This window comes from Achromobacter deleyi (assembly GCF_013116765.2).
GTDB classification, from domain to species: Bacteria; Pseudomonadota; Gammaproteobacteria; order Burkholderiales; family Burkholderiaceae_B; genus Achromobacter; species Achromobacter deleyi_A.
This window is the reverse complement of record NZ_CP074375.1, coordinates 2,878,118-2,904,574: the sequence shown is the minus strand read 5'-3', so window position 1 is coordinate 2,904,574 and position 26,457 is coordinate 2,878,118. Positions and strand designations below refer to the sequence as shown.

Here is a 26,457-nt window from a genome sequence, read left to right as displayed (position 1 = left end):
AATAGTAAACGTACCCACCCGCCAGGCAAGCGCGGCATTCCCTCTATCTATATATATAGAAGCCTCCGCGTGGCGGGCAGGGCGTGCATTGCCTCCACTCGCAGGCGCATCCCGCCAAGGCGAACAACTTTTTTGCTACCTGCGCATGACAGGCCAAAATTCTGTGCTATAGTCTCGCTCCTTCGCAGTTCAAACAGTTTTTTGAGCCGCGAAGCCAAGCAGGTGCAACAGGTCTGGCGGGGTCACCCGGCAAGGCCTGCCGCAGAAAGCGATCAGGAATGAGAGCCCAGCGGTTATTGCAAAGATTGGTGCAAATCAGGCAGAAGCCAGTTGCACAGTCTGCAAAAATTGTGCTATAGTCTTGGTCTTGGCAGTTGCCGAAAACTTAGGGTTTACCCTGATATTTCGATAGCTGCTAAGAAGGTGGCGGTTCAGGGCGAAAGCCCAGAACTCAAGCCTTCGGCGAGACCTGAAGGGGTCGTAGGCAAGAAAGCGAAGTGAGTTTGAAACAAACGACGCTGACTTGACAAACGATAAAAACTTCTTCATAATCTCGTTTCTCTGCTGCAACGACAGCAACTTCGCAAAAACGAAGTTAGCCGAAGTTGAGGGGCAGAAGCAGTGCAGAATTTAGCAGTACCGCTCTTTAACAATTAAACAACCGATAAGTGTGGGCGCTTGATGCGAGTGCGAGTGACTTCGGTCACAAGCACAATGAAATCAAGTGCTCACTAGAAGTGAAGTACCTTAGACGTCAAGTTTAAGAACATACCTCACTTCCTTTGAGTAGCGACGTATGACCTGGTTTGGATTTATCCGGACCAAGAATACGAAACAAATACAGAGATTAAACTGAAGAGTTTGATCCTGGCTCAGATTGAACGCTAGCGGGATGCCTTACACATGCAAGTCGAACGGCAGCACGGACTTCGGTCTGGTGGCGAGTGGCGAACGGGTGAGTAATGTATCGGAACGTGCCTAGTAGCGGGGGATAACTACGCGAAAGCGTGGCTAATACCGCATACGCCCTACGGGGGAAAGCAGGGGATCGCAAGACCTTGCACTATTAGAGCGGCCGATATCGGATTAGCTAGTTGGTGGGGTAACGGCTCACCAAGGCGACGATCCGTAGCTGGTTTGAGAGGACGACCAGCCACACTGGGACTGAGACACGGCCCAGACTCCTACGGGAGGCAGCAGTGGGGAATTTTGGACAATGGGGGAAACCCTGATCCAGCCATCCCGCGTGTGCGATGAAGGCCTTCGGGTTGTAAAGCACTTTTGGCAGGAAAGAAACGTCATGGGTTAATACCCCGTGAAACTGACGGTACCTGCAGAATAAGCACCGGCTAACTACGTGCCAGCAGCCGCGGTAATACGTAGGGTGCAAGCGTTAATCGGAATTACTGGGCGTAAAGCGTGCGCAGGCGGTTCGGAAAGAAAGATGTGAAATCCCAGAGCTTAACTTTGGAACTGCATTTTTAACTACCGAGCTAGAGTGTGTCAGAGGGAGGTGGAATTCCGCGTGTAGCAGTGAAATGCGTAGATATGCGGAGGAACACCGATGGCGAAGGCAGCCTCCTGGGATAACACTGACGCTCATGCACGAAAGCGTGGGGAGCAAACAGGATTAGATACCCTGGTAGTCCACGCCCTAAACGATGTCAACTAGCTGTTGGGGCCTTCGGGCCTTGGTAGCGCAGCTAACGCGTGAAGTTGACCGCCTGGGGAGTACGGTCGCAAGATTAAAACTCAAAGGAATTGACGGGGACCCGCACAAGCGGTGGATGATGTGGATTAATTCGATGCAACGCGAAAAACCTTACCTACCCTTGACATGTCTGGAATGCCGAAGAGATTTGGTAGTGCTCGCAAGAGAACCGGAACACAGGTGCTGCATGGCTGTCGTCAGCTCGTGTCGTGAGATGTTGGGTTAAGTCCCGCAACGAGCGCAACCCTTGTCATTAGTTGCTACGAAAGGGCACTCTAATGAGACTGCCGGTGACAAACCGGAGGAAGGTGGGGATGACGTCAAGTCCTCATGGCCCTTATGGGTAGGGCTTCACACGTCATACAATGGTCGGGACAGAGGGTCGCCAACCCGCGAGGGGGAGCCAATCCCAGAAACCCGATCGTAGTCCGGATCGCAGTCTGCAACTCGACTGCGTGAAGTCGGAATCGCTAGTAATCGCGGATCAGCATGTCGCGGTGAATACGTTCCCGGGTCTTGTACACACCGCCCGTCACACCATGGGAGTGGGTTTTACCAGAAGTAGTTAGCCTAACCGTAAGGGGGGCGATTACCACGGTAGGATTCATGACTGGGGTGAAGTCGTAACAAGGTAGCCGTATCGGAAGGTGCGGCTGGATCACCTCCTTTCAGAGCTTAAAGTGCTCGTATTAAGCGTCCACTCTTATCGGTTGTTTGATATAGCTGGGATCAGTTGTAGGCTTGGGTCGAGGGAATCTTCCCTGGGTCTGCAGCTACCTGAATACTGATCCGAGAAGGTTTTGGGTCTGTAGCTCAGTTGGTTAGAGCACCGTCTTGATAAGGCGGGGGTCGTTGGTTCGAATCCAACCAGACCCACCAAGTATTTCGCGAATGCGGGATATGGGGGTGTAGCTCAGCTGGGAGAGCGCCTGCTTTGCAAGCAGGATGTCATCGGTTCGATCCCGTTCACCTCCACCATTGATTCTCAAGTAGTCGCCTGGTGGCGATGTAGAGGCTAACTCATAGCGTCGTGTTTCTGGTTTGAATCACGGTCTTATGAGTTGGGTTTTACTCAACAGCTATATTCGTTCTTTAACAATCTGGAAGAAGCACAACGAAATGTACTTATCAAGTAATCAGCTTGCTGATGAAGATGAGTACGGGTTGTGATTGCATTATTTTGTTCCAAGTTCTCAAGACTAGGGTGAATAACCCTGGGCTGCTTTGAAACTTATGAACGGCACAAACGCTAATACTCAGGTCCTATAGCCTACAGCGTTATAGGATCAAGCGACTAAGTGCATATGGTGGATGCCTTGGCGATCACAGGCGATGAAGGACGTAGTAGCCTGCGAAAAGCTACGGGGAGCTGGCAAACAAGCTTTGATCCGTAGATGTCCGAATGGGGAAACCCACTGCAGCAATGCAGTATCCCTAGCTGAATACATAGGCTAGTGGAAGCGAACCGGGTGAACTGAAACATCTCAGTAGCTCGAGGAAAAGAAATCAACCGAGATTCCGAAAGTAGTGGCGAGCGAAATCGGAAGAGCCTTTACGTTTTAGCATGCAAGATAATCGAAGGGGATGGAAAGCCCCGCCGTAGCAGGTGATAGCCCTGTAGATGAAATTTTGTGTGTGGAACTAAGCGTAAGACAAGTAGGGCGGGACACGTGAAATCCTGTTTGAAGATGGGGGGACCATCCTCCAAGGCTAAATACTCGTGATCGACCGATAGTGAACCAGTACCGTGAGGGAAAGGCGAAAAGAACCCCGGAAGGGGAGTGAAATAGATCCTGAAACCGTATGCATACAAACAGTAGGAGCCTCCTTGTGGGGTGACTGCGTACCTTTTGTATAATGGGTCAGCGACTTACATTCAGTGGCAAGGTTAACCGAATAGGGAAGCCGTAGCGAAAGCGAGTCCGAATAGGGCGAATTAGTCGCTGGGTGTAGACCCGAAACCAGATGATCTATCCATGGCCAGGTTGAAGGCACGGTAACACGTGCTGGAGGACCGAACCCACTAATGTTGAAAAATTAGGGGATGAGCTGTGGATAGGGGTGAAAGGCTAAACAAATCTGGAAATAGCTGGTTCTCTCCGAAAACTATTTAGGTAGTGCCTCAAGTATTACTGCAGGGGGTAGAGCACTGTTATAGCTAGGGGGTCATGGCGACTTACCAAACTATGGCAAACTCCGAATACCTGCAAGTACAGCTTGGGAGACAGAGCACCGGGTGCTAACGTCCGGACTCAAGAGGGAAACAACCCAGACCGCCAGCTAAGGTCCCGAATTATCGCTAAGTGGGAAACGAAGTGGGAAGGCATAGACAGTCAGGAGGTTGGCTTAGAAGCAGCCATCCTTTAAAGAAAGCGTAATAGCTCACTGATCGAGTCGTCCTGCGCGGAAGATGTAACGGGGCTAAGCGATAAACCGAAGCTGCGGGTGTGTACTTTTAGTACACGCGGTAGGAGAGCGTTCTGTAAGCCTGCGAAGGTGGCTTGTAAAGGCTGCTGGAGGTATCAGAAGTGCGAATGCTGACATGAGTAGCGATAAAGGGGGTGAAAAGCCCCCTCGCCGTAAGTCCAAGGTTTCCTGCGCAACGTTCATCGGCGCAGGGTGAGTCGGCCCCTAAGGCGAGGCAGAGATGCGTAGCTGATGGGAAACTGGTTAATATTCCAGTACCGTCGTACAGTGCGATGGGGGGACGGATCGCGGAAGATCATCAGGGTGTTGGATGTCCCTGTTGCTGCATCGAAGATGGCGCTTAGGCAAATCCGGGCGCGTAAATCAAGGGTGTGACACGAGCGAGCATTGCTTGCGAAGTGATTGGAAGTGGTTCCAAGAAAAGCCTCTAAGCTTCAGCTGTACGAGACCGTACCGCAAACCGACACAGGTGGACGGGATGAATATTCCAAGGCGCTTGAGAGAACTCAGGAGAAGGAACTCGGCAAATTGATACCGTAACTTCGGGAGAAGGTATACCCCGGTAGTGTGAAGCGCCTGCGCGCTTAGCATGATGGGGTCGCAGAGAATCGGTGGCTGCGACTGTTTATTAAAAACACAGCACTCTGCAAAGACGAAAGTCGACGTATAGGGTGTGACGCCTGCCCGGTGCCGGAAGGTTAAGTGATGGGGTGCAAGCTCTTGATCGAAGCCCCGGTAAACGGCGGCCGTAACTATAACGGTCCTAAGGTAGCGAAATTCCTTGTCGGGTAAGTTCCGACCTGCACGAATGGCGTAACGATGGCCACACTGTCTCCTCCTGAGACTCAGCGAAGTTGAAGTGTTTGTGATGATGCAATCTACCCGCGGCTAGACGGAAAGACCCCATGAACCTTTACTGTAGCTTTGCATTGGACTGTGAACCGGCCTGTGTAGGATAGGTGGGAGGCTTTGAAGCGTGGTCGCTAGATCACGTGGAGCCATCCTTGAAATACCACCCTGGTTTGTTTGCGGTTCTAACCTTGGTCCGTTATCCGGATCGGGGACAGTGCATGGTGGGCAGTTTGACTGGGGCGGTCTCCTCCCAAAGTGTAACGGAGGAGTTCGAAGGTACGCTAGGTACGGTCGGAAATCGTGCTGATAGTGCAATGGCATAAGCGTGCTTGACTGTGAGACTGACAAGTCGAACAGGTGCGAAAGCAGGACATAGTGATCCGGTGGTTCTGAATGGAAGGGCCATCGCTCAACGGATAAAAGGTACTCTGGGGATAACAGGCTGATACCGCCCAAGAGTTCATATCGACGGCGGTGTTTGGCACCTCGATGTCGGCTCATCTCATCCTGGGGCTGTAGCCGGTCCCAAGGGTATGGCTGTTCGCCATTTAAAGAGGTACGTGAGCTGGGTTTAAAACGTCGTGAGACAGTTTGGTCCCTATCTGCCGTGGGCGTTGGATACTTGACGGAGCCTGCTCCTAGTACGAGAGGACCGGAGTGGACGTACCTCTGGTGTACCGGTTGTCATGCCAATGGCATTGCCGGGTAGCTAAGTACGGAAGAGATAACCGCTGAAGGCATCTAAGCGGGAAACTCGTCTGAAGATAAGGTATCCCGGGGACTTGATCCCCCTGAAGGGTCGTTCGAGACCAGGACGTTGATAGGTCGGGTGTGGAAGCGCAGTAATGCGTTAAGCTAACCGATACTAATTGCCCGTGAGGCTTGATCCTATAACACTGATGGTTATTGACCTGGTGATATAGCGTTCCAAGTGTCGTTCAATACAAAATCTGGCCGCACCGTCGGCGGCCAGCCAACACCAATTACATCCCACTGTGCGTGATCATCGAGCTAGTCTCTGATCACCCACACGTTGTGTTTCTTCCAAGATTGGAGCCGTTGCCTAAACCGCAGCCGCTCAACCAGTTACGCCTGACGACCATAGCAAGGTGGTACCACTCCTTCCCATCCCGAACAGGACAGTGAAACGCCTTTGCGCCGATGATAGTGGACGGACGTCTGTGAAAGTAGGTCATCGTCAGGCTTTTATTCCGCAAAACCCCACAGGTATCCCCTGTGGGGTTTTGTCTTTGCGGCGCCGATCGGGCGCGGCAGCTTGAAGCGCCATACAGAAAACCCCTCGCGGCTTACGCCGCGAGGGGTTTTTTCATGCTGCCACATGGGAAGCGCTAGAAGGAGGGCGGTGTGAGCAGACCGACGTATTGCTGACGATCGATGCCGTGACGTTGCAGCTTGTCGTAGAAAGTCTTGCGCGGAATGCCCAGGGCCTCGAGAGTGGCTTTGATGTCGCCCCGATGCGCCGCCAGCGCATCTCGAATGAGCTGGGCTTCAAAGTGTTCCATGCGTTCGGGCAGGCTTTGCGCGCTGCCCTGGGTCTGGATGGAATCCGGAGCGGGCGCGTTGAGTACGCCCAACACGAGGCGTTCGGCAAAATGGGCCAGTTCGCGCACGTTGCCAGGCCAGTCATGCGTCATGAGATGCTGCTTGATCGAGGCTGGCATCTCCGGGATATCGCGCTGGAAACGGCGGGAGGCATGCCCAAGGTAGTGCGCGAACAGCAGCGGGATGTCTTCCCGGCGTTCTCGTAGTGGCGGAATGCGGATCGTGACCACGTTCAAGCGGTAAAACAGATCTTCGCGAAACTTGGCGCGTATCGCCGGACTGCCCAGGTCTTCCTTGGTGGCCGCGACCACGCGCAGATCCAGATTGCGCACTTCGTTGCTGCCCAAAGGCGTGATCTGGCGCGATTCAAGTACGCGCAGCAGTTTCACCTGCACGGCCAGAGGCATGCTTTCGATTTCGTCGAGGAACAGCGTGCCGCCGCTGGCGTGCTCGATGCGTCCGATACGTTTTTTCTGGGCACCCGTGAAAGCGCCGGCCTCATGGCCGAAAAGTTCGCTTTCGATGACGCTCTCGGGCAGGGCGCCGCAGTTGATCGCGACCAGCGCACGATGCCTGCGGCGGCTGAGACGATGCAGCGCGGTGGCGACGACCTCCTTGCCCGTGCCGGTTTCTCCTTCCACCAGCACGTCGACATCGGCATCGGCAATGTGGCGCAAGGTCTGCTTGATGCGCTGCATGGCGGGCGTGGCGCCGATGAACGGAACTTCATCCGCCTCGATGGCGAACGCGGCTTCACGCAGACGCCGGTTTTCCAGCACCAGATGGCGCTTTTCGGCGGCATGGGAAATGGCCGCGACCAGCCGGTCGGCAGGATAGGGTTTGGAAAGAAAATCATAGGCGCCGTCCCGCATGCACTGCACGGCCGTGGCGATGTCGCCGTGGCCTGTGATGAGGATGACGGGGATATCGGGATCGATCTCGCGCAGGCGCTGGAAGAGCTGCAGCCCGTCCATGTCCGGCATGCGGATGTCGGTCACGACCACGCCGTCAAAGTCCCGGTTCAGGATGGGCAGCGCCGCGCGCGCGCTGGCGTGGGCTTCCACCGAGATGCCATGGAGCTTGAGTGTCTGGATGGCGGCGCGGCGCAGTTCGTCGTCATCGTCGATGAAAACTGCATGCGGCGCGAGGGGCCTGCGTACGCTGTCATCGTGCGTTGCGGTGGAAGGCGGGTGGGATTCAGTGGCGCGGGGCATGGAAAGTGCTCGAGGTGTTGGCCCGGACCGGCGCCTTGCGCAGGGTCAGGATGAACAGGGCGCCGCGGGCGGGCGCATGCGGGGACGAATAGGCCGGGTCGGCAGGATGCGCGGCGCGCAGTTCTCCGCCGAATTCCAGGACGATGTCGCGGCTGATCACCAGCCCCAGTCCAAGTCCGTCCGGCTTGGTGGTATGAAAGGGCGTAAACAGGCGGCTCCGGGCGTCTTCGGACAGGCCGGGGCCGTTGTCATGTACCTGCAGTTGCACGGTTGCGCCCAGGTCTTGCAGCGCCACGGTGATCCGGCCTTCCGGCAAGCCTTCCAGTGCTTCAAGCCCGTTCTGCAACAGATTGACCAATACCTGTTCCAGCCGGACGCGGTTGGCCTGGACCAGGCAATCCTGGTTCGCGGGCGGGCGCTGCATGGCGACTCCCTGGCGGCGCGCGCGCGGCCCGACCAGCAGCAGCGCGCCTTCCAGCGCCTCCATGAGGCTGGTGGGGCCGACCGCCGCGCCGGCTTTGCGCGAAAAGGCGCGCAGCTCGCCGGTGATGTGCCCAATGCGTTCGGTAAGCGTCGCGATCGTGCCCAGGTTCTCCTGGACCGCACCGTTGTCCTGGCGCCGCAGGAACTCGGCGGCGTTGTCCGCATAAGTCCGTATGGCGGCCACGGGTTGGTTGATCTCATGGGCTACGCCGGCCGCGACCTGGCCCAGCAGGGCCAGCTTGCTGGCCTGCACCAGCTCATCCTGCATGGTGTGCAGCCGGGATTCGGCGCGCTGCCGCTCATCCATTTCATCCAGCAGATGTTCGTTCACTTCACGCAGTTGGACGGTGCGCTGGTCGACCAGCGCCGCGAGTTGTTGACGGATGGCTGCCTGCTGGATTGCGCGTTCGCGATTGCGATGGCGGCGATAGAGCACCGTGCCGATCAGCGCGGCCAGCGCACTCATCGCCAGCAGGGCGCCAAGCTGGGCGTTGGCGGCCGCCTGGTTCATGGTCGCCTGCACGGGCGACAACTGGTGCAGGGTCCAGCCTGGGGATTCGATCACCGGGAGCGTGGTGTGCAGGAGCGGGGCTCCCGCGGGGACTTGCGGCAACGGCTGGTCCGCGCGCACGAGCTGGCCGGTGCTGACGGGCTGCAGCGGCGGGCTGATGGGTAGCGGCTGGAATCGGGCGTCGCCAAATTGCAGGCTGGTGCGCAGGGTTTGCGCCAGCGCGGGAGGCAGCGGCGCCAACACCTGGAAGCGCCAATCGGGAATGTTGCCCAGCAGCACCACGCCATGGTCGTCGGTGACGAAGATGGGTGAATTGGATTGCCGCCAGTCCGCTTCCAGATCCCGGAAATCCACTTTCAGGACCACCACGCCCAACATGGCGCCGCGCGCGTCATCCACGCGTCGTGACAGATACAGCCCGGCTTCATGGCTCACCGTGCCCAGGGCAAAATGCTCCGCCGCGCCATGGGTGACGGACCCCTGGAAGTAGGGGCGGAATTGATAGTCCACGCCGACGAAGGTGGCGGGCTCCCGCCAATTGCTGGCGGCGATGGCGAGACCCTTTTTATCCAGCACGTAAATGGCCGAAGCGCCGACGCCGCGGCTCAGTGCGTCGAGTTTCTCATCCAGCGATTCGATCTGCGCCGAGCTGACGTCCTGCAGCGCGGCGCGCAGATCGACGTCCTGGGTCAGGACGAAAGGCAGCGCCCTGAACTTGTCCAGGTTGTTGCGCAGCAGGGCGGCGTTGATCTGCCCGGTGCTGCGGGCCTGCAGGGTGGCTTCTTCCACGGCCCGGCCGCGGGCCCACAGGGCGGCGACATGCAGCATGCCGTACACGATCCCGATGGCCAGCAGGGCTGCGGCCGCCCGCCACGGCCACGGCCAATGGCGGGCTGGCGTGGCGGCATGGTCCGGGGGAGTCGAAGAGGGCGGGGCTGGCGGCGTCATGGGTGTGCGGTTTTTCGCACATTTTATATGGTTTTTGTGCGTATTTCCGCCAAAAGGGAGGCGGAAAGTTCTCTTGGAATCTGAAAAAAACCCTGCTGATCAATGGCTTGCGACTGGCTGCTGGGGCGAGCAGGCCCTGGCATGGCTCTTGCATATAGAACAGCAAGCTGCGCGGCATGGACCGTGCGGTGAAATCGGCGTGCAGCAGGAGCGCACGGCCATAAAACAGATAACGCCCCGTCGCCCGCCGCGCTCAATCCGCCCGGAGCAAGGGGCTTTGGTGGGGACAATCCCAATGATCGACGTGGATCAAGGCGCGCCTGCGCGCAAGCTCAAGTTCTATCAAATCCTGTACGTGCAGGTGATTTTCGCCATCGTGGTGGGCGTGCTCCTGGGCGCGTTCAAGCCTGAACTCGGCCAGCAGATGCAGCCGTTGGGCGACGCCTTCATCAAGCTGGTGAAGATGATCATCGCGCCGGTCATCTTCCTGACCGTGGCCACCGGCATCGCCGGCATGAGCGACCTGAAGAAGGTTGGCCGCGTGGCGGGCAAGGCCATGCTGTACTTCCTGGTCTTCTCCACGCTTGCGCTGATCGTGGGCATGATCGTCAGCCATATCGTCCAGCCGGGCGCCGGCATGCATATCGACCCGCAGACGCTGGACCAGAAGGCAGTGTCCGGCTATGTCGCCAAGGCGCATGACTCCACCATCACCGGTTTCCTGATGAACGTGATTCCCACGACCATCTTCAGCCCGTTCGTGGGTGGCGACATTCTTCAGGTGCTGTTCGTGGCGGTGTTGTTCGGCATCTCGCTGGCCATGGTTGGCGAGCGCGGCAAGCCCATTCTCTCGTTCATGACCGCACTGGCGCAGCCGATCTTCAAGATGGTCGCCATCCTGATGAAGGCCGCACCCATTGGCGCCTTTGGGGCGATGGCGTTCACCATCGGCAAGTACGGCATCAAGTCCGTCGTCAACCTGGCGATGCTGGTGGGCACGTTCTATGCGACGTCCGTGCTGTTCGTGGTCGTGGTGCTGGGCCTGGTTGCCCGCTACAACGGGTTTTCGATTCTGAAGCTGGTCCGCTACATTCGTGAGGAACTGCTGCTGGTGCTGGGCACGAGCTCCTCCGAAGCCGCTTTGCCCACGCTGATGCAAAAGATGGAGCGAGCCGGGTGTTCGAAGTCCGTTGTCGGCCTGGTGGTGCCCACCGGCTACTCGTTCAACCTGGACGGCACCAACATCTATATGACGATGGCGGCGCTGTTCATCGCGCAGGCCTGCGACATCCCCTTGTCGCTCGGCGATCAGGTGCTGCTGCTGCTGGTGGCGATGCTCAGTTCCAAGGGGGCCGCGGGCGTGACGGGCGCGGGCTTCATCACGCTGGCCGCGACGCTGTCCGTGGTGCCCTCGGTGCCCGTCGCCGGGATGGCTTTGATCCTGGGGGTGGACCGCTTCATGTCGGAATGCCGCGCACTGACCAATCTGGTCGGCAATGCGACCGCCACAGTTGTCGTGGCGCGCTGGGAAGGCGAGCTGGACCAGGAGCAACTGCACGCCGCGCTGGACGGCGCCGGGGCGCCGGCCGCCGCCGCGCAGCCCCAGGTCAAGTTGAGCGAGCCGGCTCGGCAAAGCTGATCGGCATCGCTTAAAAAAATCCCCCGGGGCCGCAGGGCCTCGGGGGATTTTTCGTATTGGGAAGGGCCCGGGGCTCAGGGCACCTGGATGCCCGCCGCCCGCAGCAGGTTGGCCGTTTCAAACAGGGGCAGGCCCATCACGCCCGTATAGCTGCCGGCGATATGCGAGATGAAAGTGCCGGCCAGACCCTGAATGCCGTAGGCGCCGGCCTTGCCGTAGGGTTCGCCGCTGTCGCAGTAGCGCGCGATTTCTTCAGCGCTCAGGGCGCGCATGCGGACTTCCGTGATGGAGACGTCTTCCAGCAGCCGATCGCCCGTCCATACGGCGACGGCGGTATGCACTTCATGCGCAGAGCCGGAGAGGGCGCGCAGGATGCGCATGGCGTCGTCGCGGTCGGCGGGCTTGCCCAGGACGTCGCTCGCCAGGATGACGGTGGTGTCGGCGGCCAGCAAGGGCAGGCGAGCCAGGTCTTGCGCGCGCAGCCAGTCGCGCCCGCGCAAGGCCTTGTCCCTTGCCGTACGCCGCACGTAGTCGGCGGCGCTTTCACCGGCGTGCTGCGGTTCGTCCTCGCCCGGCGGGGCGGGCACGAGCAGGACTTCGTGCGCCAGGCCGATCTGCGTCAGCAATTCGCGCCGCCGCGGGCTGGCCGAGGCGAGATAGAGACGCGCGGGAGGAACAGGGATAACGGCTGTGTCGGTCATGCGGAGCCAGGGTAGGCGCCGACCCGGCCGGGGGTCAGGCGCGGTGGTAGGGGTGATTGGTCATGATGGCCCAGGCCCGGTAGAGCTGCTCTGCCAGCACCACGCGCACCATGGGGTGGGGCAATGTCAGCGACGACAGCCGCAACTGGCCGCTTGCCGAAGCCTTCAGTTCAGGATCCAGGCCATCGGGGCCGCCGACGAGGAAGGCGACATCCTGGCCGCCCGCCCGCCATTGTTCCAGCTTCTGCGACAACGCCATGGTGGTGAGGTCGCGGCCCCGCTCGTCCAGCGCCAGGCGTAGCGCGCCAGCAGGCAGGGCGGCTTCGATGCGCTTGGCTTCGGCTGCCATCATCTGGGCAGGCGTCTTGCCCGTAGTGCGGGGCTCGGGCTTGATCTCGCGCAGTTCCAGCGCGCAATCGGCCGGCAGGCGCTTGGCATAGTCGTCCCAGGCGGTTTGCACCCAGTCCGGCATCCGCGTGCCCACGGCCACGACGATCAGCTTCACGACGTGCTCAGTGCTCGGAGTCGTCGTAGGCGCCGTCGCTGGCGATCGGAGCGGGCCGGGAGGATTCGGGCAGGAGCTTCACGCGCACCGGCTTGCCGCCCCAGATTTCTTCCAGGTTGTAGTACTGGCGGATGGCGGGCTGCATGACGTGCACGACGACGTCGCCCAGGTCGACGACAACCCATTCGCCCGTATCTTCACCTTCGATCGTGATGCCGGTGAGAGATAGCGAGCGGCCGCGGTCCGCAACGCTGGAAGCGAGGGCGCGGGTCTGGCGGTTGGAGGTGGCGCTTGCAATCACGACGCGATCGAACAGGCTCGTCAGATGCGTGGTATTGAAGACCTTGATGTCTTGCGCCTTGACGTCTTCGAGGGCATCGATGACGGCGCGTTGGAGTTTCTGTATATCCATAGCTGCAAATATAACCCGCGCAAGGACAGCGGATGCTGGCCCGGTAGCGCTTTCAGCGCCCGGCGGGTGGGGTTTATCGGTAAAGATGGTGCGCCGCAATATACGCGGCCACGGGCGCGTCGAGCAGCCCGTCGGTGGATTCGCCCTGCGCCAGGCGCCGGCGGATCTCGGATGCCGACACCGGCATGGGGGGAAAAGGAAGTTCCTGCAGCTCGCGGCCTTGCTCGCGCAACCATTCAGCGAGCTCCGGCGGCGCGTTGAGCGCCGTGCCGGGGCGGGTGGCGACGGCCAGGTCCACCAGGCGGGCGATTTCCCGCCAATCCCGCCAGGTGCAGAAGTTGGCCAACTGGTCGGCGCCGAGCAACCAGGCGTAGCGCGCGTCCTGGGGCAGGGCGCGCAGCGTGTCGATGGTGTAGGTGGCGCCGCCGCGTTGGATTTCGATGGGGTTGACGACCAGGCCGGGATGCCCGGCGACGGCCAGTTGCAGCATGTCGCGGCGCTGTCCGCCCGAGGCGTGCAGCGCGGCCCGCTGCCAGGGATTGGCGGCGGGGATGAGCTGTACCTCCGCCAGCGCAAGCGCCTGCAAGGCGTTTTGCGCCAGCGCGATATGCGCGACGTGGACGGGGTCGAAACTGCCGCCCAGAAGTCCGATGCGCTTCAAACCCAGTCCCGCGGCGTCAGGTAGGCGGCCAATTCGGCTTCGGGCGTACCGGCCTGCGGCTGCCAGTCATAGCGCCATTGCGCGAGCGGCGGCATGGACAGCAGAATCGATTCGGTGCGTCCGCCGGATTGCAGCCCGAATAGTGTGCCGCGATCGAAGACCAGGTTGAACTCGACGTAGCGGCCGCGGCGATAGGCCTGGAAATCGCGTTCGCGTTCCGTGTAGGCCAGGCCGCGGCGCTTCTCGACGATCGGCAGGTAGCTGGCCAGGAAGGCGTCGCCGACCGAGCGGGTCAGGGCGAACGATGCATCGAAGCCGGGCGCGTTCAGGTCGTCGAAGAAGATGCCGCCGATGCCGCGTGTTTCGTTGCGATGCTTCAGGAAGAAGTACTCGTCGCACCAGCGCTTGTAGCGCGGATAGTAGTCGGCGCCATGGCCCGCCAGCGCGTCGCGGCATACCGTGTGGAAGTGACGGGCATCTTCCTCGAACGGGTAGTAGGGGGTCAGGTCGATGCCGCCGCCGAACCAGAAGACGTCGGCCTCGTCATGGCCGGGCCGGGCGGCCGCGACGAACATGCGCACGTTCATGTGCGTGGTGGGCACATAAGGGTTGCGCGGATGCAGCACCATGGACACGCCCATGGCTTCCCATGAGCGGCCGGCCAGCTCCGGGCGGTGCGCGCTGGCCGAGGGCGGCAGCTTCGACCCCAGGACGTGGCTGAACAGCACGCCGGCCCGCTCGAACAGCGCGCCGCCTTCCAGCAGGCGCGACAGCCCGCCGCCGCCTTCGGGCCGCACCCATTCATCGGCGCGGAAGGGGCCGCCTTCGGCCTCTTCCAGTGCGCCGACGATACGGGCTTGCAGGCCGGTCAGGTAGTCCCGGACAGCGGAGACGGGCAGTGCGTTCATTGGCGGTTTCCGTTACGCGTTGGACTTGGGCTTCTGCTGCGAGGGCTTCAGCGCGCGCCAGCCGATGTCGCTGCGGTACTGGCGGCCATCGAAGTGGATGCGGTCGATGGCTTCGTACACGCGGTCGCGGGCCATCTTGACGGAGTCACCCAGCGCCGTGACGCACAGCACACGGCCGCCGGTGGTCTTGGTTTCTTCGCCGTCGAGCTGGGTGGCGGCGTGAAAGACCATGCAGTCCTCGGCATCGGCGGGCAGGCCGCGGATGACGTCGCCCGTGCGCGGCGCGTTCGGATAGTTGTGCGCGGCCAGCACGGCGCCCAGGGCGGTGCGGCGGTCCCAGACGATGTCGGCCTGGTTGAGCGTGCCGTCCACGGCGTGCTCCAGGGCGTCCAGCAGATCGCTCTTGACGCGCATCATGATGGGCTGGGTTTCGGGATCGCCCATGCGGCAGTTGAATTCCAGGGTCTTGATCTCGCGGTCCGGATCATCGCCAGGGGCGATCATCAGGCCGGCGTACAGGAAACCCGTATACGGAATGCCGTCGCGCGTCATGCCCTGCACGGTGGGCAGGATGATTTCGCGCATGATGCGGTGGTGCAATTCGGGGGTAACGATGGGCGCGGGCGAATAAGCGCCCATGCCGCCCGTGTTGGGACCCCGGTCGCCGTCCTGCAGCCGCTTGTGATCCTGGCTGGTGGCCAGGGCCAGCACGTTGCGGCCATCGCACATGACGATGAAGCTGGCTTCTTCGCCCACCAGGCATTCTTCGATGACGACACGCGCGCCGGCTTCGCCCATGGAGCCGTCGCCCAGCATCGCGTCCACCGCGGCGTGCGCTTCTTCGAGGGTGGCGGCGACCACGACGCCCTTGCCGGCGGCCAGGCCGTCGGCCTTGATGACGATGGGGGCGCCTTCCTGGTCAATATAGGCGTGGGCCTTTGCCGGGTCGGTGAAGGTCTCGTAGCGCGCTGTCGGGATGTTGTGCCGGACCATGAAGGCCTTGGCGTAGTCCTTCGAGCTTTCAAGCTGCGCGGCGGCCTTGGTGGGGCCGAAGATCTTCAGGCCGCGGGCACGGAACACGTCGACGACGCCGGAGGCCAGCGGTGCTTCCGGGCCGACGACGGTCAGGGCGATTCCCTCGCGCTGGACGAAATCCGCCAGCTCCTCGGCATTGGTGAGCGGGATGTTCTCCATCTGCGCGGCCCGTTGCGTGCCGCCGTTACCCGGGGCGACGTACACCTTGTGTACGCGCGGGGAGCGGGCCAACCGCCAGGCGAGGGCATGTTCGCGGCCGCCCGAGCCAATTACCAGGAGTTTCATGTTGCGTGAGTCTGAATGGTTGCCACTCTAGGTGGAGAAGGCAACGGATCCGATACGGCCCGGATCCGAATTACACCCTTGCGCGCAGGCGGACTACACCGTTTGCGCGCAAGGAAAGGGAGATTTACTGCGCTTCGTCGAAAATGACGGTTGTATAGACTTCCTGCACGTCGTCCAGGTTTTCCAGGGCGTCGAGCAGTTTTTGCATCTTGATGGCGTCGTCGCCGGCCAGCTCGGTTTCGTTCAGCGCCTTCATGACGATGCCGTCGACTTCGGCCTTCAGGCCGGCGTCGTCGAAGGCGCGGCGCACGGCGGCGTAGTCGGGCGGAGCGCATACGACTTCGATCACGCCTTCCTCGTCGGTCGTCACGTCTTCGGCGCCGGCCTCGAGGGCGGCTTCCATGACCTTGTCTTCCGGGGTGCCGGGCGCGAACACGAATTGGCCGCAGTGCTTGAACATGAAGGCCACCGAGCCTTCCTGGCCCAGGTTGCCGCCGTTCTTGGCAAAGGCGTGGCGGACTTCGGCCACGGTGCGGGTACGGTTGTCGGTCATGCAGTCGACGATCACCGCCGCGCCGCCGATGCCGTAGCCTTCGTAGCGGACTTCCTCGTAGGCGACGCCATCGGTGCCGCCCGCGCCGCGCTGGATGGCGCGCTGGATGTTGTCCTTGGGCATGTTGGCGTCGGTCGCCTTGTCCCAGGCCATGCGCAAGCGCGGGTTGCTGTCCGGGTCGGGGCCGCCGGCGCGCGCCGCCACGGTGATTTCACGAATGATCTTGGTCCAGAGCTTTCCGCGCTTGGCGTCTTGGCGCCCTTTGCGGTGCTGAATATTGGCCCATTTGCTGTGTCCGGCCATGGCTTCCCAGGATAAATTGTCTGCAAAGACGGCATTTTACCGTGCCGACGGCCCATGCGCCCGCGGCAGGCCCGCCTGTGTCCATATAGCCACGCGCACAAGGCGCGCGGCAGGCTCTACACTTGGACATCCATTTGATTCGCCTGGTCCGGAGAGCCACCTATGCCCAACCCCATTGTCATCGCCAAGAATGCGCAGACCGAGTTGGCGCTGCTGCCGGCCCTGGCCAACCGGCACGGATGCATCACCGGGGCGACGGGCACCGGCAAGACCGTCACCCTGCAGGTGCTGGCCGAATCCTTCTCCCGTATCGGCACGCCGGTGTTCATGGCGGACGTGAAAGGCGACCTGACCGGCATTTCCCAGGCCGGCACGGCCAGCCCCAAGCTGCAGGAACGCCTGAAGAGCCTGGGCCTGTCCGAACCCGCCTGGGCTGCCAGCCCGGTCACGCTGTGGGACGTGTTTGGCGAGCAGGGCCTGCCGGTCCGGGCCACCATCACGGACATGGGGCCGCTGCTGCTGTCCCGCATCCTGGAATTGAACGACACCCAGGAAGGCGTCCTGACCCTGGTTTTCAAGGTGGCGGACGATGAGGGGCAGCTGCTGCTGGACCTGAAGGACTTGCGGGCAATGCTTCAGAACGTGGCCGACCGCTCCGCCGAACTGAAGACGCGCTATGGCAATGTGTCTTCGGCCAGCGTCGGCGCCATCCAGCGCGGTCTGCTGGCGCTGGAGTCGCAGGGCGCCGAGAAATTCTTCGGCGAGCCGATGCTGGACGTCGCCGACCTGATGCGTACGGACGCCCAGGGCCGGGGCATGGTCAACGTGCTTGCCGCCGACAAGCTGATGCAGGCGCCGCGCCTGTACGCCATCTTCCTCCTTTGGCTGCTGGCGGACCTGTACGAAAAACTGCCTGAAGTGGGCGATATGGACCAGCCCAAGCTGGTTTTCTTCTTCGACGAAGCCCACCTGCTGTTCAATGACGCGCCGCCGGCGCTGTTGAACAAGATCGAGCAGGTGGTGCGCCTGGTCCGGTCCAAGGGCGTGGGCGTGTATTTCGTGACGCAAAATCCCCTGGATATTCCCGATACCGTGCTGGGCCAGTTGGGCAACCGCGTCCAGCACGCCTTGCGCGCCTTTACGCCACGAGACCAGAAGGCCGTCAAGACGGCTGCGCAGACCATGCGCCCCAACCCGGGGCTGGATATCGAGGCCGCCATCACCGAACTGGGCGTGGGCGAGGCACTGGTGTCGCTGCTTGACGCCAAGGGCCGGCCGATGCCGACCGAGCGCGCGTTCATAACGCCGCCCGCCAGCCGGATCGGCCCGGCGACGGATTCCGAACGGCAGGCCCTGCGCCAGGGCAGCTCGCTGGCGGCCAAATATGAAAAGGCCGTCGACCGGGAGTCGGCCTACGAAATCCTGGCGGGTCGCGCAGCGGTGCCGGCGGGCCAGGCGGGCACCGCCGGGGCTACGCCCCAACCCGGGCAGGCGCAGGCCGAAGAGTCTGGCGGCGGTTTGATGGACAGCCTGAAGGATGTGCTGTTCGGATCTACCGGCCCGCGGGGCGGCAAGCGCGACGGCGTGGTGCAGACCATGGCCAAGAGCTCGGCCCGTTCGATCGCGCGTGAACTCACGCGCGGGATATTGGGATCATTGCTGGGATCGAAGGGCCGTCGCTGAATCTCATCAGTCGTAACCGGCGCGTCTATGCTCCGACCGTTTTGTAACGGGGGGTGTTGCGTTGCCATCTTTTATGCCTATGATTCCCGGCGGTGGAACATAGAGAACCAAAGGAAAAAGTGGTGGCTAAGAAACACAAGATTGCAGTGCTTCCGGGAGACGGAATTGGCAAGGAGGTCGTGCCTGAAGGTTTGAAGGTGCTGGATGCAGTGGCGACGCGCTTCGGCATCGAATTCCAGTGGGATCATTTCGACTGGAGCTGCGACTATTACGCCAAGCACGGCAAGATGATGCCGGACGACTGGAAGACGCAGATCGGCCAGCATGAAGCGATTTTCTTTGGTTCGATCGGCTGGCCCGCCACGGTGCCTGACCACGAGGCCCTGTGGGGCTCGCTGTTCAAGTTCCGCCGCGAATTCGACCAGTACATCAATTTGCGCCCGGTTCGCCTGATGCCCGGCGTGCCTTCGCCGCTGGCCGACCGCAAGCCCGGCGAAATCGATTTCTTCATCGTGCGCGAGAACACCGAAGGTGAGTATTCGAACAGCGGCGGCCGCCTGTTCGAGGGAACCGAGCGCGAAGTGGTCATCCAGGAAAGCGTGTTCACCCGCATTGGCGCCGAGCGCGTGCTGAAGTTCGCGTTCGAGCTGGCCCGCAAGCGCGGCAAGCACCTGACCGCCGCGACCAAATCCAACGGCATCTCCATTTCGATGCCCTGGTGGGATGAGCGCGTGGCCGAGATGGCCGGGAACTATCCGGACGTGCGTTGGGACAAATATCACATCGATATCCTGTGCGCGCATTTCGTGCAGCATCCCGACTGGTTCGACGTGGTGGTGGCATCCAACCTGTTCGGCGACATTCTTTCCGACCTGGGACCTGCATGCACGGGCACCATCGGTATCGCGCCGTCGGCGAACCTGAACCCGGAACGCAAGTTCCCGTCGCTGTTCGAGCCGGTCCATGGCTCGGCGCCGGATATTTATGGCAAGGGCATCGCCAACCCGATCGGGCAGATCTGGAGCGGCGCATTGATGCTTGATTTCTTGGGGTATCCCGAGGCTTCGGCTGCTGTCGTGAAGGCGATCGAGACCGTACTGGCGGAGGGTCCGCGGACGCGGGATATGAAGGGCAACGCTTCCACCGTCGATGTCGGCAACGCAATCGCGTCGCTGATTTCGGCCGGTTAAGAGCACTTGACGGGTAAGGCCTGCCTGGCCAGTAGATGAACGACTCCACTCTCTCTCCCCCTTCCGACCATGTGGGCGGCGGAAGGGCCGATCGCTTCGTGCGCAAGCTGTTTCGCGTGCTGCGTTCACGCACCCAAAGGCACAATCAGCACCTTTGGCCTTTCGTGCGGATCTGGAGGGACAGGGAGGGCGCCATCTGCGGGTATCGTGCCTTTGGCCGTTCGCTCCCGATCACGCCCCTGGCGCAGGGTTACGATCCGGCCGATGAATCGGTCCATTTGATCCTGAGCGGCCCATCCGTCGCTCAGATTCCCTATGACCGGCTGAATATCGGCGTGGCGATGGGTGTCAATGGCGCTATCGCGCTGACACGCAAGTTCGATCTGCAGTTCAAGTACTACTGCATCATCGACCAGAATTTCGTCCGCGACCGCATCGATCTGGTGCGCGAGATCGTGGCGCGCGATTTGACCCTGTATGTGTTCCCCGAGGTGCTGCGCTACATCATGCAGGGCATCCCGCAGGAGCTCATCCGCTGCCGCATCTGCATCATCGAGCTGATATCCCGGCGCGCGTATCAGCGCAGCGTGGCGCCGGCCGTGCTCAAGCGCATCGCCGCGACAACGCCCGACGTGCAGCTGCTGGATGCCAAGCAGGGCCTGGGCTACAGCTTCGACGCCTCGCTGGGCGTGTTCGATGCCGACACGGTGGCCTATGCCGCCATGCAGGTGCTGGTGTCCAGCGGGGCGCGCCAGGTGTATCTCCACGGCCTGGATCTGACGGTGCGAAGCGGCCTGCGCTTTTATGACGAGGGCGGGCGTCCGCAGACCAGCCGGCTTGGGCGCAATTTCACCCGCCTGATCGAGCCTTCGTTCAAGTTCGCGTCTACGCTCTGGCGAGCGCGGGGAGTGTCCGTGTTCAATCTGTCGCCGATCAGCGCGCTGTCCGCCGACATCATCGAACGCAAGGACTGGCAGACCCTGCTGAAGGACTGAGGCGTTGAATGCGCAAAAAAAAAGGGCGCCGTCGGTGAGACGGCGCCTTTTTTATTGCTGCGCGGAATGTGTCAGTGCGCGCCGGCCGCCGCTTCCGCCGCGCCGCCGCCTGCCGCCTTGGTGGAACGGGGCCGCGCGAACCAGACCAGACCGGTCAGCATGAGGAAGATGATCGCCGAGGCGTAGAACACGTCCACCGCGGACATGGTGAAAGCCTGGGCGTTGATCAGCCCGTCCACCATGGTCAGGGCCTGTTGGTGCGACACGCCCAACCCGTTCTGCAAGGCGCCCATGGTCTGGTCGAACGCCTGCTGCCCGGGCTTGGCGATCTCGGTCAGCTGCGCGTGGTGCATGGTGGCGCGGTTTTCCCACAGCGTCGTGGCGATCGACGTGCCGAACGCGCCCGCCGTCAGCCGCAGGAAGTTCGACAGGCCTGAGGCCGCCGGAATGCGCCATGGCTCGATGCTGGACAGCGTGATGGACGTCAGCGGCACGAAGAACGCCGCCATGGCCGCACCCTGGATGATGGTGGGTAGCATCAGCGTGCGCACATCCGTCTGGGTGTTGAAGCCCGAACGCATGAAGCACACCAGCGCGAAGATCAGGAACGCCACCGTCACGATCTGCCGCGGGTCGCGCGTAGCCAGCATCTTGCCCACGATGGGCGTCAGCAGGATGGCCAGCAGGCCGACGGGGGCGGTCACCAGTCCCGCGTAGGTCGCGGTATAGCCCATATTGCTTTGCAGCCACAGCGGCAGCAGCACGACGTTGCCGAAGAACACGCCATAGGCCACCGCCAGTGTCAGCGCACCGACCGTGAAATTGCGGATCTTGAACAGGCGCAGGTCGACCACGGGGTGGGCATCGGTCAGTTCCCAGATCAGGAAGAAGACGAACGCCACGAAAGCGGTTGCCGCCAGGGCAATGATGGTGGGGCTGGCGAACCAGTCCAGCTCCTTGCCCTTGTCCAGCATGATCTGCAAGGCGCCCACCCAGACCACGAGCAGCACCAGGCCGAGCTTGTCGATGGGCAGCTTGCGCGTCATGGATTCGCGCTTGCCGTAGATGCGCCAGCTGATCCAGGCGGCCAGCAGGCCGACCGGCACGTTGATGTAGAAGATCCACGGCCACGTGTAGTTGTCCGAGATCCAGCCGCCCAGCAACGGCCCCGCGACTGGCGCCACCAGTGTGGTCATGGACCAGACCGCCAGCGCCATGCCTGCCTTGGACTTCGGAAAGCTGGCCAGCATCAGGGTCTGCGACAGCGGGATCATGGGGCCGGCCACCGCGCCTTGCAGCACGCGAAACGCGATCAGCGCCTCCAGGGATGGCGAGAAGCCGCAGAGCCAGGACGCCAGCACGAACAGCAAGGTGGAGATCAGGAACAGGCGCACCTGCCCGAAGCGTTGCGTAAGCCAGCCGGTGAGCGGCACCGTGATGGCGTTGGCCACGGCGAATGAGGTGATGACCCACGTGCCCTGGCTGGAGCTCACGCCCAGGTCGCCGGAAATGGTGGGGATGGACACGTTCGCGATCGAGGTGTCCAGCACGTTCATGAACACGGCCGTGGACAGCGCGATGGACCCGATGATGCGGGTGGCGCCTTCCAGCGGCGGATAAGTGCCCGGCGGGCGGGCGGCTTCGGCGGGCGCGCCTGCGCCCGCGGGCTGGGCGGACGTGCTCATGATGCGAGGTTGGCTTCGATGATCTTGCTGATCATGGTGTCGACTTCATCGTGAGCGGGTTCGAAGGCGCGCGTCGACCAGGCCGGTTCCTTGCGGGTTGCCTGAGTCAGGGGCTCGCCTTCCTGCTTGCCCACGTCGACTTCCACATCCATGGAGAGGCCCACGCGCAGCGGGTGCTTCTTCAGGTCTTCTGGGTCCAGTGCGATGCGCACGGGCACGCGCTGCACGACCTTGATCCAGTTGCCGGTGGCGTTCTGGGCCGGCAGCAGCGCGAAGGCGCTGCCCGTGCCGGCATCCAGGCCTGCGATGGAGCCGTGGTAGGTCACCGAGCTGCCGTACAGATCGGCCACCATCGTGACCGGCTGGCCAATGCGCATCTTGCGCAACTGGCCTTCCTTGAAGTTGGCTTCGACCCAGACCTGATCCAGCGGAACCACGGTCATCAGTGCGGCGCCGGGAGCCACGCGCTGGCCTACCTGCACGCTGCGGCGCGCGATGACGCCGCCCACGGGCGCGGGCAGCACGGTGCGCGACTGCGCGAGCCATGCGTTGCGCAGGCCCGCTGCCGCCTGGCGCACGTCGGGGTGCTCGGCGACCGTGGTGCCTTGCGTCAACGCCTGGTTGGTCGCCAGCTTGGCACGCGAGGCGGCCAGGGCAGCCTTTGCTTGCGCCAGGCCGGATTGGGCGGACTTCAGGGCGGCTTCGGCGTGCAGGATTTCTTCGCCGCTGACTCCGCCGGACTTGGCCAGCTGCTGGCGGCGATTCACGTCGCTTTGCGCGCGGGTCAGCTCGGCCTGCGCGCGCAGGATGTCGGCGTTGCGCAGGTCGACATCGGCGGCCAGCGCATCATTCTGCACGTAGTAGGTCCGCACCTGGCGCACCATTTGCGCCAGCTTGGCCTCGGCCTGCTGCAGGGCCACGTCGGTGTCGGCCGGGTCCAGGCGGACCAGCGGCTGGCCGGCGGTGACGGTCTCGGTGTCGTCGGCTTCGATGGCCACGACGGTGCCGGGGACCTGGGGCGTGATCTGCACCAGATTGCCGTGCACATAGGCGTCGTCCGTGCTTTCAAAATGGGCGCCGAACAGCGCCCACCAGATGCCGTAGGCGATCGCAATGACAATGAATACCCCGGATGCCGTGAGCAGCAGGCGTTTACGTGCGGGGTGGGTAGAGGGAGTGGCAGCGTTCATGACGTCTGAATCCGGGGATCGTTCAATGAATGGGGTTCGGGGCGGACTCGGCGCGGGGGGCGTAACCGCCGCCCAGGGCCGTGGCCAGATTGGCGTCGAGCTGATAGGCGCGGATGCGCAGGTCGGTGTCCAGACGTGCCTGGGTCAGCACGCCGGTTTGCGCGATCAGCACGGTGATGTAGTTGCCCATGCCGGCCTTGTAGCGTTTGACGGCCAGGTCGTAAGCCGCCTCGATGGCTTCGCGCGCCTGCCGTTGCTGGGCCTTTTCCTGGTCGAGCAGACGCAGGCCGTCGAGCGCGTCGGCGACCTGATGCGCGGCGTCCAGCACGGTCTGGTTGTAGTCCGACACCGCGAGGTCCGCCTCGGCGCGGCGGCCCGCGAGATTGGCGTTGAGTTCGCCGCCGTGGAAGATGGGCAGCGTGACCGCGGGGCCGAAACCGGCCATGCGGGCGTCGGCGCCCAGCAGGTTGCCGGTGCCCATGGCCTGGAAGCCCACGAACGCGGCCAGGTTCACGTTGGGATAGAACTCGGCTTTGGCGCTGTCGATGGCATGCCGCGCGGCCTCGGCGCGCCAGCGGGCGGCAGTGACGTCGGGGCGGTGCCCCAGCAGATCCAGCGGGACGCTGGCGGGTACGGAGCCGGCGGGCGCGGTCAGCGCCACCGGGGTCAGCGCTTGCCCGCGCTGCGGTCCCGCGCCAGCAAGTGCGGCGACCTGGTTGCGCAATTGCGCCAGCGTGGTCTCGGTCTGGGTCAATTCCACCTTGCCGGCGGCAAGCGACGATTCCGCCTGCTTGACCTCGACCTGGGTGTCCAGCCCGGCTGAATAACGGCCCTGCGTCAGCGCCAGCACCTCGGCTCGCTGCGCCAGCACGCGGTTCAGCACGTCGCGCTGGGAAAAGGCATTCTGCAGGTTCAGGTAGGCGCGCACGGTGGCGCTGGCCAGCATGTTGCGCGCCGCTTGCTCGTCCGCGGCGGCGGCTTCCTGCTGCGACACGGCGGATTGCAGGCGCGAGCGGTTCTTGCCCCAGAAATCCAGCTCATAGCTGAAGTCCAGCGCCAGCCGGTTGTCGCTGACGACGGAACCGCCCAGGGGCGCGGGGTAGATGTAATCCTTGGACAGATGCTCGCGAGTCAGCGAATAGTCCGCGTCCACGCGCGGCAGCAACGGCGCGCGCGCGGTGCTGACGGCGGCATTGGCCTTGGCCAGGCGGGCTTGCGCGGCGCTCATCGACGGGCTGTTTGCCAGCGCTTCAACCATCAGTGCGTTGAGTTGCGGGTCGCCGTAGCGCTCCCACCATTGCGTGGCGGGCCACTCGGCGGCCTGGCCGGTCAGTCCCAGCTTGGCCGCATCCAGCGCTGCCAGGGGCTGGGGCTCGGAATCCATCAATGCGCAACCGCCCAGGGCCAGCACCAATACGGTAGAAAGAAGGCGTTTCATCCTGACTGTTTGCTGAAAGTAATTGATTAATCTGTATTTGCCTAGGCAACTATTATGCCAAATAAAACCCCGGCTTTCGGGGTGGGGGCCTGCGGGCAAGCGCGGTCAGCGTTCGGATGGGGCGCCTGCCGCGGAACCGTTGGCGATCATCCGGCGCAGGAAATGCATGAGCTGGGTGACTTCGTCGGTGGAAAAACCGCGCAGATGGTGATTGAGCGAGCGTGCGATGTTTGCGGGAATTTCGCGGGCCTTGGCCTCGCCCAGTTCGGTCAGTTCAATCTTGACCACGCGGCGGTCTTCCTGGCTGCGGTTGCGGCGCAGCAGCCCTTTGGCTTCCAGGCGGTCCAGCGCGCGGGTCATGGCGCCGGTGTCCATGGCGTTGAGCCGCGCCAGTTCGGCGGGCGTATCGGCGCGCCCCAGAAAGACCATGGCCAGGGGGCGCCATTGCATGGCGGTGAGATCCAGGGGGGCCATTTCCTGGTCCAGCATCCGGGTGAGGGAGTGGTAGGCCAGCTTGATCAGGTAGCCGGCGTTGTCTTCCGCCATGCAACGGGTGTCGTTGCGATAGTGGACGGGGGTATCAGGCGTTTCGGGCGTAGGCAGGGGAGGCGCGGCATTCATGTGCCGAATTTTACTGCCTAGTCAGTTATTGTCAAGGCTGTATCTTCGCGGCCGGGTCCGGCTCGGCGGCCGCAGGCGCCTGCTTGCGCAGGCCGGACCAGACAATCGCGGCCACGATCAGGGCCGCGCCGGCCATCATGCGGGAGGTCGGCTGCTGGCTGAACAGCGCCCAGGCGAAGGCGATGGCGTAGACCGGCTCCAGCGCGATCACCAACCCAGCGCTGCGCGCATTCAGCCGGGTCAGGCTGGACACGAAGAGATAGTGGGACAGCCCGGTGCAGAAGACGCCCAGCAGCGCCAGCCAGAACCAGTCCACGGCGGGCAAGGCAGGCAACTGGCCGATCGCGAAGGGCACCATCACCAGCGCCACCACCAGGTTCTGCCAGCATGCCACCTGCATCGGGTCCATGCCGGAGGCCGAACGGCGGTTGCTCAAGGCCAGGAGCGCAAAGCTCAGGCCGGACAGCAGGCCCCAGGCCAGGCCGATCGTGCCCTGGTCGGCCAGGTCGAACGAGGGCGTGACCAGCACCAGGCCGGCAGTCACGAGCCCGAGCAGCAGCCATTCCGCAGTCCGGACGCGCTCGCGAAAGATCAGGCCTTCGAACAGCGTGATGAAGGCCGGAAAGCTGGCAAAGCCCAGCGTCGCGATGGCGATGCCGCCCACCTTCACGGAAATGAAGAAGGTGACCCAATGCGCCGCCAGCAATGCGCCGGCAATCACCAGCACGAACAGTTGCGCGGGCGTCAGGGCGCCCAGCAGCGGCTTGCGGCGCATGCGGGCAAAGATCGCCAGCGAGACGACGGCGAACAGTGCCCGTCCCATGGTGATGACGGCGGCGCTGGCCTGGATCAACTCACCGAAAACGCCGGTCAGGCCGAACAGCACGGCGGCAATATGGATATAGGTGAGGGCGCGGTGTCGAGTCATGCGGGGAGGGTAAGGG

At 62.5% G+C, this 26,457-nt stretch carries 18 protein-coding genes, 2 tRNA genes and 3 rRNA genes; 9 read left to right on the top strand and 14 right to left on the bottom strand.

Annotated features, from left to right (window positions below):
* Positions 1–849: 849 nt before the first annotated feature.
* From HLG70_RS12970 to rrf, 5 genes are all read left to right on the top strand, one after another.
* Positions 850–2,380 (top strand): 16S ribosomal RNA (locus tag HLG70_RS12970).
* Positions 2,381–2,513: 133 nt separating this feature from the next.
* Positions 2,514–2,590 (top strand) — tRNA-Ile (locus HLG70_RS12965).
* 23 nt (positions 2,591–2,613) lie between these two features.
* Positions 2,614–2,689, top strand: a tRNA-Ala gene (locus tag HLG70_RS12960).
* Positions 2,690–2,995: 306 nt separating this feature from the next.
* Positions 2,996–5,880 (top strand): 23S ribosomal RNA (locus tag HLG70_RS12955).
* A gap of 201 nt (positions 5,881–6,081) precedes the next feature.
* Positions 6,082–6,194, top strand: a 5S ribosomal RNA gene (rrf, locus tag HLG70_RS12950).
* Together the 16S, 23S and 5S rRNA genes with 2 tRNA genes alongside form the textbook arrangement of a ribosomal RNA operon.
* 145 nt (positions 6,195–6,339) lie before the next feature.
* Here rrf and HLG70_RS12945 read toward each other — a convergent pair.
* The gene (locus HLG70_RS12945) at positions 6,340–7,767 is read right to left on the bottom strand and encodes a sigma-54-dependent transcriptional regulator (protein ID WP_234103085.1); all 1,428 of its coding nucleotides are present in this window, start codon (positions 7,765–7,767) and stop codon (positions 6,340–6,342) included.
* Entirely contained in the window at positions 7,751–9,709 is a 1,959-nt protein-coding gene (locus HLG70_RS29640; protein WP_171663999.1) for a sensor histidine kinase, read from the bottom strand. Before HLG70_RS29640 ends, HLG70_RS12945 begins: the two co-directional genes overlap by 17 nt.
* 295 nt (positions 9,710–10,004) lie before the next feature.
* Between HLG70_RS29640 and HLG70_RS12935 the strand changes: the two genes are divergently transcribed.
* A complete protein-coding gene (locus HLG70_RS12935; protein ID WP_171664000.1) occupies positions 10,005–11,348 on the top strand; it encodes a dicarboxylate/amino acid:cation symporter in 1,344 nt (447 codons plus the stop codon).
* A 74-nt stretch (positions 11,349–11,422) separates the two neighbouring features.
* Here the strand turns inward: HLG70_RS12935 and HLG70_RS12930 are convergent, their stop codons facing one another.
* From HLG70_RS12930 to HLG70_RS12900, 7 genes are all read right to left on the bottom strand, one after another.
* Complete coding sequence (locus HLG70_RS12930; RefSeq protein ID WP_171664001.1) at positions 11,423–12,049, bottom strand: Maf family protein; 627 nt, start codon at positions 12,047–12,049, stop codon at positions 11,423–11,425.
* 34 nt (positions 12,050–12,083) lie between these two features.
* Positions 12,084–12,554: a 23S rRNA (pseudouridine(1915)-N(3))-methyltransferase RlmH gene (gene rlmH / locus HLG70_RS12925; RefSeq protein WP_171664002.1), complete on the bottom strand. Its 471-nt coding sequence runs from the start codon at positions 12,552–12,554 to the stop codon at positions 12,084–12,086.
* A gap of 7 nt (positions 12,555–12,561) precedes the next feature.
* Positions 12,562–12,966 (bottom strand): ribosome silencing factor, encoded by a 405-nt coding sequence (rsfS, locus tag HLG70_RS12920; RefSeq protein ID WP_171664003.1) that lies wholly within the window; start codon positions 12,964–12,966, stop codon positions 12,562–12,564.
* A 73-nt stretch (positions 12,967–13,039) separates the two neighbouring features.
* A complete protein-coding gene (nadD, locus tag HLG70_RS12915; RefSeq protein WP_171664004.1) occupies positions 13,040–13,627 on the bottom strand; it encodes a nicotinate (nicotinamide) nucleotide adenylyltransferase in 588 nt (195 codons plus the stop codon).
* Positions 13,624–14,535: an oxygen-dependent coproporphyrinogen oxidase gene (gene hemF, locus HLG70_RS12910; protein WP_171664005.1), complete on the bottom strand. Its 912-nt coding sequence runs from the start codon at positions 14,533–14,535 to the stop codon at positions 13,624–13,626. Before hemF ends, nadD begins: the two co-directional genes overlap by 4 nt.
* Positions 14,536–14,547: 12 nt before the next feature.
* Positions 14,548–15,855 (bottom strand): phosphoribosylamine--glycine ligase, encoded by a 1,308-nt coding sequence (gene purD, locus HLG70_RS12905; RefSeq protein WP_171664006.1) that lies wholly within the window; start codon positions 15,853–15,855, stop codon positions 14,548–14,550.
* Between the two features lie 124 nt (positions 15,856–15,979).
* Positions 15,980–16,711 (bottom strand): YebC/PmpR family DNA-binding transcriptional regulator, encoded by a 732-nt coding sequence (locus HLG70_RS12900; RefSeq protein WP_171664007.1) that lies wholly within the window; start codon positions 16,709–16,711, stop codon positions 15,980–15,982.
* A gap of 162 nt (positions 16,712–16,873) precedes the next feature.
* Between HLG70_RS12900 and HLG70_RS12895 the strand changes: the two genes are divergently transcribed.
* From HLG70_RS12895 to HLG70_RS12885, 3 genes are all read left to right on the top strand, one after another.
* The gene (locus HLG70_RS12895) at positions 16,874–18,394 is read left to right on the top strand and encodes a helicase HerA-like C-terminal domain-containing protein (RefSeq protein ID WP_171664008.1); all 1,521 of its coding nucleotides are present in this window, start codon (positions 16,874–16,876) and stop codon (positions 18,392–18,394) included.
* A 122-nt stretch (positions 18,395–18,516) separates the two neighbouring features.
* On the top strand, positions 18,517–19,584 hold the full coding sequence (locus tag HLG70_RS12890; protein WP_171664009.1) for a tartrate dehydrogenase: 1,068 nt from the start codon (positions 18,517–18,519) through the stop codon (positions 19,582–19,584).
* Between the two features lie 35 nt (positions 19,585–19,619).
* The gene (locus tag HLG70_RS12885) at positions 19,620–20,579 is read left to right on the top strand and encodes a hypothetical protein (RefSeq protein ID WP_171664010.1); all 960 of its coding nucleotides are present in this window, start codon (positions 19,620–19,622) and stop codon (positions 20,577–20,579) included.
* Between the two features lie 71 nt (positions 20,580–20,650).
* Here HLG70_RS12885 and HLG70_RS12880 read toward each other — a convergent pair whose 3' ends face one another.
* The 5 genes from HLG70_RS12880 to HLG70_RS12860 all read right to left on the bottom strand — a co-directional run bounded on the left by HLG70_RS12880 (position 20,651) and on the right by HLG70_RS12860 (position 26,441).
* Positions 20,651–22,264, bottom strand: a complete 1,614-nt coding sequence (locus HLG70_RS12880) for a DHA2 family efflux MFS transporter permease subunit (protein ID WP_171664011.1) — start codon at positions 22,262–22,264, stop codon at positions 20,651–20,653.
* Entirely contained in the window at positions 22,261–23,454 is a 1,194-nt protein-coding gene (locus HLG70_RS12875) for an efflux RND transporter periplasmic adaptor subunit (RefSeq protein WP_171664012.1), read from the bottom strand. The genes HLG70_RS12880 and HLG70_RS12875 overlap by 4 nt, the downstream gene beginning before the upstream one ends.
* A 22-nt stretch (positions 23,455–23,476) precedes the next feature.
* Positions 23,477–24,892: an efflux transporter outer membrane subunit gene (locus tag HLG70_RS12870; protein ID WP_171664013.1), complete on the bottom strand. Its 1,416-nt coding sequence runs from the start codon at positions 24,890–24,892 to the stop codon at positions 23,477–23,479.
* Positions 24,893–24,997: 105 nt separating this feature from the next.
* A complete protein-coding gene (locus HLG70_RS12865; RefSeq protein WP_171664014.1) occupies positions 24,998–25,513 on the bottom strand; it encodes a MarR family winged helix-turn-helix transcriptional regulator in 516 nt (171 codons plus the stop codon).
* A 31-nt stretch (positions 25,514–25,544) separates the two neighbouring features.
* Positions 25,545–26,441 (bottom strand): DMT family transporter, encoded by an 897-nt coding sequence (locus tag HLG70_RS12860; protein WP_171664015.1) that lies wholly within the window; start codon positions 26,439–26,441, stop codon positions 25,545–25,547.
* Positions 26,442–26,457: the final 16 nt, after the last annotated feature.

What these genes read in the sequence shown, in the direction of transcription:
- rsfS (WP_171664003.1), bottom strand. Translation starts at nt 12,966, where the DNA reads ATGGATATACAGAAACTCCAACGCGCCGTCATCGATGCCCTCGAAGAC.
- HLG70_RS12885 (WP_171664010.1), top strand. Translation starts at nt 19,620, where the DNA reads ATGAACGACTCCACTCTCTCTCCCCCTTCCGACCATGTGGGCGGCGGA.
- purD (WP_171664006.1), bottom strand. Translation starts at nt 15,855, where the DNA reads ATGAAACTCCTGGTAATTGGCTCGGGCGGCCGCGAACATGCCCTCGCC.
- hemF (WP_171664005.1), bottom strand. Translation starts at nt 14,535, where the DNA reads ATGAACGCACTGCCCGTCTCCGCTGTCCGGGACTACCTGACCGGCCTG.
- HLG70_RS12870 (WP_171664013.1), bottom strand. Translation starts at nt 24,892, where the DNA reads ATGAAACGCCTTCTTTCTACCGTATTGGTGCTGGCCCTGGGCGGTTGC.
- HLG70_RS12865 (WP_171664014.1), bottom strand. Translation starts at nt 25,513, where the DNA reads ATGAATGCCGCGCCTCCCCTGCCTACGCCCGAAACGCCTGATACCCCC.
- HLG70_RS12895 (WP_171664008.1), top strand. Translation starts at nt 16,874, where the DNA reads ATGCCCAACCCCATTGTCATCGCCAAGAATGCGCAGACCGAGTTGGCG.
- HLG70_RS12930 (WP_171664001.1), bottom strand. Translation starts at nt 12,049, where the DNA reads ATGACCGACACAGCCGTTATCCCTGTTCCTCCCGCGCGTCTCTATCTC.
- HLG70_RS12935 (WP_171664000.1), top strand. Translation starts at nt 10,005, where the DNA reads ATGATCGACGTGGATCAAGGCGCGCCTGCGCGCAAGCTCAAGTTCTAT.
- HLG70_RS29640 (WP_171663999.1), bottom strand. Translation starts at nt 9,709, where the DNA reads ATGACGCCGCCAGCCCCGCCCTCTTCGACTCCCCCGGACCATGCCGCC.
- HLG70_RS12860 (WP_171664015.1), bottom strand. Translation starts at nt 26,441, where the DNA reads ATGACTCGACACCGCGCCCTCACCTATATCCATATTGCCGCCGTGCTG.
- HLG70_RS12875 (WP_171664012.1), bottom strand. Translation starts at nt 23,454, where the DNA reads ATGAACGCTGCCACTCCCTCTACCCACCCCGCACGTAAACGCCTGCTG.
- HLG70_RS12880 (WP_171664011.1), bottom strand. Translation starts at nt 22,264, where the DNA reads ATGAGCACGTCCGCCCAGCCCGCGGGCGCAGGCGCGCCCGCCGAAGCC.
- HLG70_RS12945 (WP_234103085.1), bottom strand. Translation starts at nt 7,767, where the DNA reads ATGCCCCGCGCCACTGAATCCCACCCGCCTTCCACCGCAACGCACGAT.
- HLG70_RS12900 (WP_171664007.1), bottom strand. Translation starts at nt 16,711, where the DNA reads ATGGCCGGACACAGCAAATGGGCCAATATTCAGCACCGCAAAGGGCGC.